General features: G+C 64.3%; 6 protein-coding genes. 3 read left to right on the top strand and 3 right to left on the bottom strand.

Annotation, left to right across the window (positions count from 1 at the left end; genetic code table 11):
• Positions 1 to 85: 85 nt before the first annotated feature.
• A complete protein-coding gene (locus PMI38_RS03610; protein ID WP_008090811.1) occupies positions 86 to 1,258 on the bottom strand; it encodes an MFS transporter in 1,173 nt (390 codons plus the stop codon).
• A gap of 106 nt (positions 1,259 to 1,364) precedes the next feature.
• Here PMI38_RS03610 and ptrR point away from each other — a divergent pair, with 106 nt between their 5' ends.
• Together ptrR and PMI38_RS27695 are read left to right on the top strand one after the other, a co-directional pair.
• Complete coding sequence (ptrR, locus tag PMI38_RS03605) at positions 1,365 to 2,258, top strand: putrescine utilization regulator PtrR (RefSeq protein WP_008090809.1); 894 nt, start codon at positions 1,365 to 1,367, stop codon at positions 2,256 to 2,258.
• 124 nt (positions 2,259 to 2,382) lie between these two features.
• Positions 2,383 to 2,511 (top strand): PA1414 family protein, encoded by a 129-nt coding sequence (locus PMI38_RS27695; protein ID WP_008090807.1) that lies wholly within the window; start codon positions 2,383 to 2,385, stop codon positions 2,509 to 2,511.
• 172 nt (positions 2,512 to 2,683) lie between these two features.
• Here the strand turns inward: PMI38_RS27695 and PMI38_RS03600 are convergent, their stop codons facing one another.
• Positions 2,684 to 4,063, bottom strand: a complete 1,380-nt coding sequence (locus PMI38_RS03600) for a sodium:solute symporter (protein ID WP_008090806.1) — start codon at positions 4,061 to 4,063, stop codon at positions 2,684 to 2,686.
• Positions 4,064 to 4,279: 216 nt separating this feature from the next.
• A complete protein-coding gene (speB, locus tag PMI38_RS03595; RefSeq protein WP_008090804.1) occupies positions 4,280 to 5,230 on the bottom strand; it encodes an agmatinase in 951 nt (316 codons plus the stop codon).
• Positions 5,231 to 5,453: 223 nt separating this feature from the next.
• On the opposite strand from speB, the gene PMI38_RS03590 reads away from it, so the two are divergent.
• Positions 5,454 to 6,347, top strand: coding sequence for a LysR family transcriptional regulator (locus PMI38_RS03590; RefSeq protein WP_008090802.1), 894 nt, complete (start codon positions 5,454 to 5,456; stop codon positions 6,345 to 6,347).
• Positions 6,348 to 6,385: the final 38 nt, after the last annotated feature.

Below are 6,385 nucleotides of genomic sequence, written 5' to 3'. Positions count from 1 at the left end.
CCGGCTCCCACAGGTACGGCAGGGCATTCAAGACCTGCACAGCCCCCTGTGGGAGCCTGCTTGCCGGCGATAGGGCCGCCGCGATTCATGAAGCTACCCGCCCAGCAACCGGGCAGACCCGAACACTGCGCGTCCCCGTAATCACCAACACCCCCGCCAGCCCCAGACCTGCAGCTGCCAGCACCAGCGCCGGCTGCAGGCTCCCACTGTAATGGTTGCTCAAGGCGGCCAACAGCGGCCCGCTCAACTGCCCCAGGGCAAAGCAAGCGGTCAGCAGCCCGGCATTGCGTTGCGTCGCATGGGGCGCAATCTCCCGCGAACGCTGCATCACCAACTGCATGCAGGCCAGGAACGGTGTTCCGCAGAGCAACACACCCAGGGCCAGGCCGATGCCACCCCCCATCAGACAGGCCAGCACGCCCAGGCCTTGCAACCACAGCGTGGCGGTGAGCCAGGCTGAGGTGCGACCCGCACGCCGCGCACTGACCAGCACCACGCCCAACGCAGCCGCTACACCGAAGGCCGGCCAGAACAGGTCGGCCATCCAGTGGCCCCGGAACTGCTGGTTGGCCATCTGCGACAGGAACGTGGCCGGCAGGATGTAGCCCACGCCATACAAGGCATACACCAGACCGAGGCGACCGATACCAACGCTGCGCGTCGAGCCCGCTTGCACGGTGCTCGGGACCACGGCGGGCTCCAGCGCGCGCGGCAACCACGGGCGCACGGCCATCAGCATCACCAGCGCGGCCACCGCATACACCAGCCACAACGCCGCCGAACTCAGCCCCAGCAAGTGCGCAGCCAGCGCCAGCAGACCCGTGAGGGCGATGCCAAGGCCGGGCCCTGCGAACACCAGGGCACCCAGGCGCTGACGGTGGCTGGCATTGGCTATCTGCTGGCTGAGGCTGGTGATCATCACCAGCACCCAGGCGCTGGCCACACCGGTGCCAAAGCGCAGCAGCAGGTGGCTCCAGAAGCCGTCGGCCACCCATGAGGCCAGGGTCAGCAGCACGCACAGCCACAGCCCGCCGTGCAGGCGCAGCCTGACCTGGTTCGGCCTGCGGGCGAACATGGCGTCCGCCGCGCCAAGGAAGTAACCCAGGTAGTTGGCTGCCGCCAGCAGGCCGGCGGCGGTCAAGTCGAACTGGCCTTCGGCGATCAGTTGCGGCAGTTGCGGGGTGAGGGCAAAGCGGCCGATGCCCATGGCCATCATCAAGGCCACGGCGCTGGCGAGCAGTTGTACGAGCGGCGACATGGGGCACTCCTGCGGGAACGGTAAGCGATGGATGGCAGGTTAGGGCGGATTGACTTTCAATAAAATTGAATAATGATGATCAAGTTATTCTGTTTTGGAGAACAACATGGAATTCAGCCAACTGCGCATCTTTCAGGCCGTCGCCGAAGAGGGCTCGGTGACCCGAGCGGCCGAACGCTTGCACCGGGTACCTTCGAACCTGTCGACGCGCCTGCGTCAGCTGGAGGAGCAACTGGGTGTCGAGCTGTTCGTGCGCGAACGCCAGCGCCTTCAGTTGTCGCCTGCGGGCAAGGTGCTGCTGGATTACGCCAACCGCCTGGCGGCGCTGCGTGATGAAGCGATGGCGGCCGTGCAGGGTGGCCAGCCGGCCGGCGATTTCGTGTTGGGCACCATGTACAGCACGGCGGCCATTCACCTGCCGGCGCTGCTGGCCCGCTATCACCAGGCCTACCCGGCGGTGAACCTGCAAGTGCAGGCGGCGCCCAGCGGCGAACTGCTCGAAGGCCTGCTCGGCCATCGCCTGGATGCGGCCCTGGTGGATGGTCCGCCGAGCCTGGCCGGTCTGGATGGTGTGCTGTTGTGCGACGAGGTACTGGTGCTGATCACCAGCCCCGAACACCCAGCGGTCCACAGTGCCCGGGATGTGGCCGGCAAAGCAGTGTTCACGTTTCGCCAGGGCTGTTCCTACCGGATGCGCCTGGAGGCCTGGTATGCCCATGCGCACACGCCCATGGGCAGGGTGATGGAAATCGAGTCGTACCAGAGCATGCTGGCCTGCGTCATCGCCGGTGCGGGTGTGGCCCTGATGGCGCAATCGATGCTCGACAGCCTGCCGGGGCGTGACCGGGTGCGGGCGCATCGCCTGCAAGCGCCGTTCGATCAGGCGCAAACCTGGTTGATGTGGCGCCAGGGTATGCGGGGGGCGAATTTGCAGGCGTGGGTCGATTTGCAACAAAGCGAAACGATTAACCAGTCGTCGGAATGCGCCGTTTCCGCTTGATCCTGGTCAAACTCGGCCATATCTGTAGGAACAAGGGCATGCGTAATACAGGACATCGGGCTATGATCTGTATGAAACATCGCAGGATTGATTGACCGTGAGGCTGACCCGTCAAGGGGGCACTATGAAAAACCAAATGTTCAACTGGCTCCATGACTTGGCTGTCGCGCTGGGGCTGATCCCACCACCCCTGCAGCCGGTGCCGATCCCGACTGATGAAGAGCAGCGCCGGCGCCAGCCGCGCCGCCGCTGAAAAGCAAAAGGCCGCCGCATCAGTGTTGATGCCGCGGCCTTTTTGTTGCGTTTGGATCATGGGTTGCTTGTACCGGCCTCTCGCCGGTAAGCCGGCTCCCACAGGGATGGCACCGCTCTCGACATGAGTGCTGTACCTGTGGGAGCCGGCTTGCCGGCGATGGCGCCTGTGATCAGGCCAGTTTCAGCTCAGCCAGTGGCTTGCGCGACAGCAGGCTCACCATGACAAAGCTCACCAGTCCGATCGCCAGGCTGTAGTAGATCGGCGTATTGGCATCCAGCCCATCCTTGAACATGAACAGCAGCGCGGTGGCAAAGCCCAGCGACATGCTGGCGATGGCCCCTGCGGTGGTCGCGCGCTTCCAGAAGATCGCACCGATCAGCGGGATCAGCATGCCGCCAACCAGCAGGTTGTAGGCCAGGGTCAGGGCGCTGATCACATCGTTCACCGCCAGGGCGATACCCAGCACCACCAGGCCGGTGAGCAGGGTGAACAGGCGGCTGACGCCCAGGCTCGACTGCTTGCCACCCCGCAGCTTCGGCAGCAGGTCTTCGGTGATGGTGGTCGAGGCGGCCAGCAGGCCGGCGCTGGCGGTCGACATCATCGCCGCCAGGGCAGCGGCCATCAGCAGGCCGCGGATGCCGTCAGGCAACTGGCTCTTGATCATCTCGGCAAAGGCGTTGTTCGGGTTGGCCAGATCCGGCATCAGCACGTGGGCAGCCATGCCGATCAGGGCGCAGGCCAGGCCGTACAGCACGCAGTACACACCGGCGGTGGTGCCGGCGCGCTGGCAGACCTTCTCGTCACGGGCGGTAAACACCCGCTGCCAGATGTCCTGGCCGATCAGGATGCCGAAGAAGTAGATCAGGAAGTAGGTGATGATGGTGTCCCAGCCGATGGTGGTCCAGCTGAAGCTGGCCGCTGGCAGCTTGGCGACCAGGGTGTCCCAGCCTCCGGCGTTGTACAGGCACACCGGCAGCAGGATGAACATCAGGCCCACGGTCTTGATCACGAACTGGACGATGTCGGTGAGGGTCAGCGACCACATGCCGCCGATGGTCGAGTACACCACCACCACGCCGCCGCCGAGCAGCAGCGACATCCAGAAAGGCAGGTCCAGCAGCACTTGCAATACGGTTGCCATGGCCAGGGTCGAGGTGACCCCGATCATCAGTGCGTAGGCCAGCATGATCGCTGCACTGGCCTGGCGCGCCATGGGGTTGTAGCGACGCTCCAGCACCTGGGTCACGGTGAAGATCTTCAGGCGCAGCAGCGGTTTGGCGAGGAACAGGTTGAGGGCGATGATGCCCAGGCCCAGGGCCGCGCAGAGCCAGAAGCCGGAGATGCCGTGGACGTAGCCCAGGCGCACGGTGCCGACGGTGGAGGCGCCGCCGAGCACGGTGGTGGCCATGGTGCCCATGTACAGGGTTGGGCCCAGATTGCGCCCAGCCACCAGGTAGTCCTCGTGGGTTTTCGCGCGGCGCATGCCATACCAGCCGAGCCCGAGCATGCCGGCGGTATAGATCATTACAACGATGATGTCCAAGGCCATTGGGGGTCTCCCGATTATCTTTATTATGGCGAGATCGACCGCGCAGGCGTGTTCACGGCGCCCGGCGGCCTAGTCTTGTATTGGCGGGCCTCAGTGGCCCTCCCAGATGGCTCCTGCCAGGGTATTGCTTCTGCCGCGACGCGTTGGCTGCATCGCCGGCAAGCCGGCTCCCACAGGGGTTGTGGGGGCTGGCTTGCCAGCGACGCCTCTTAGGGGTCAGCGGCGCACCACGCCCGGCAGCACGCAGAGCATTTCGAACAACAGGTTGGCACCGAGCAGCGAGGTGTTGCCGGTGGTGTCGTAAGGCGGGGAGACTTCGACCAGGTCACAGCCGATCAGGTCCAGGCCGTGGCAGCCGCGAATGATCTCCATCGCCTGGATGGTGGTCAAGCCGCCGATTTCCGGAGTGCCGGTGCCAGGGGCCCAGGCCGGGTCGATACCGTCGATGTCGAACGACAGGTACACCGGGCCGCCACCGACTTTTTCACGCACTTCGGCCATCAGGGGTTCCAGCGACTTGTGCCAGCACTCTTCGGCCTGGACCACGCGGAAGCCCTGGCGACGGCTCCAGTTGAAGTCGTCGGCGGTGTAGCCCTGGGCGCGCAGGCCGATCTGCACCACGCGGTCGCAATCGAGCAGGCCTTCTTCCACGGCGCGGCGGAAGGTGGTGCCGTGGGCGATCTTCTCGCCGAACATGTGGTCGTTGACGTCGGCGTGGGCGTCGATGTGCACCAGGCCGATCTTGCCGTGTTTCTTGTGCAGGGCACGCAGGATCGGCAGGGTGATGGTGTGGTCGCCACCCAGGGTCATGGGGATGACATTGTGCTCGACGATCTCGTCGTAGGCTTCTTCGATGATGCGCACGGCGTCGAGCAGGTTGAAGGTGTTGATCGCCACGTCACCGATGTCGGCGACCGACAGCGAATCGAAGGGCGCGGCACCGGTGGCCATGTTGTAAGGGCGGATCATCACCGATTCGGCGCGGATCTGCCGTGGGCCGAAACGGGTGCCAGAGCGCAGCGAGGTGCCGATGTCCAGGGGCACGCCGATGAACGCGGCGTCCAGGCCTTGGGCACTTTGCAGGTGGGGGAGACGGAGCATGGTGGCGATGCCGCCGAAACGCGGCATTTCGTTGCCGCCCAGTGGTTGGTGGAGAACTTTGTCCACGGTGGGCCTCATCAGTCGGTCGATTGTTTTGTTTGTTCGAACCTGTGCCGCCGCGCGCCTTGAGTGGGGTTTTGCCGGCGGGCAGGGACATTTCGGCCAAGTCTGCTGAAGGTAGTGCCTGCGACAAATCGCTACAGGCAAATACTTACTTCATGAATTTCTAAACTAAAGCCCGCCCAAACGGTTAGACTGCGCGCTATCAATCCTGCGGAACCGTTGCACCATGGCCTCGACCTTGCCCGAACTGAAACTGCTGCGCATCTTCATCAGCGTGGTGCGCCACCAGGGCTTCGCCAATGCACAGCGCGAGCTCAACCTGTCGACGTCGGCCATCAGCACCTACATGAGCCAGCTCGAAGGCGCGCTGGGCATTGTCCTGTGCCATCGCGGGCGCGGCGGTTTCAGCCTGACCAGCAAGGGCGAGTTGTTCCATCAGGAGACCTTGCGACTGCTGGCCGAGCTCGATGGCTTCGAGCAGTACGCCGCAGCGCTCAAGGGCGAGTTGCGCGGCACGCTCAACCTCGGCGTGATCGACTCGACGGTCGGCGACCGGGCGCTGCCGTTGGCCGAGGCCATTGGGGCCTACAGCCAGGAGCATCCCGCCGTGCACTTGCACCTGTCGGTGTCCAGCCCCTATGAGCTGCAGCTCGGTGTGCAGGACAACCGCCTGGACCTGGCCATCGGTGCGTTCTCCTCACGCATGAGTGGTCTGGTCTACCAGCCGCTGTACCGTGAGCAGCACTGGCTGTACTGCAGCAGCCGTCACCCGTTGTTCGTCGAGCGGCGCATTCCCGAACCGGTGGTGACCCAGCAGCGCATGGTCGGGCGCGGCTACTGGAGCCAGGCGGAACTGGCCAGGCATGGCTTCAAGCACAGTGCGGCGACGGTGGAGAGCATGGAGGCGCAGCTGATCCTGATCCTGTCGGGTGCCTACATTGGCTACCTGCCCGAACATTACGCTCAGGCCTGGGTCGACAAAGGTGATCTGCGGGTGCTTTCTCCGTCTACTTTCGGCTATCAGGCGCCATTCTCGTTGATCATTCGCCGGGGGCGGAGTCGTGAGCCGTTGATCCAGACCTTTCGTGACTTGCTGAAAAGCCAGCTCAATGTTGGCTGATACATAGTGTTTGGTCTTACCGGCCCCATCGCCGGCAA

Origin of the sequence: Pseudomonas sp. GM84, from assembly GCF_000282535.1 — a bacterium.
Taxonomy (GTDB): Bacteria; Pseudomonadota; Gammaproteobacteria; order Pseudomonadales; family Pseudomonadaceae; genus Aquipseudomonas.
Note: the sequence above shows the minus strand (reverse complement) of the source record. Positions and strands in the feature narration are given on the sequence as shown.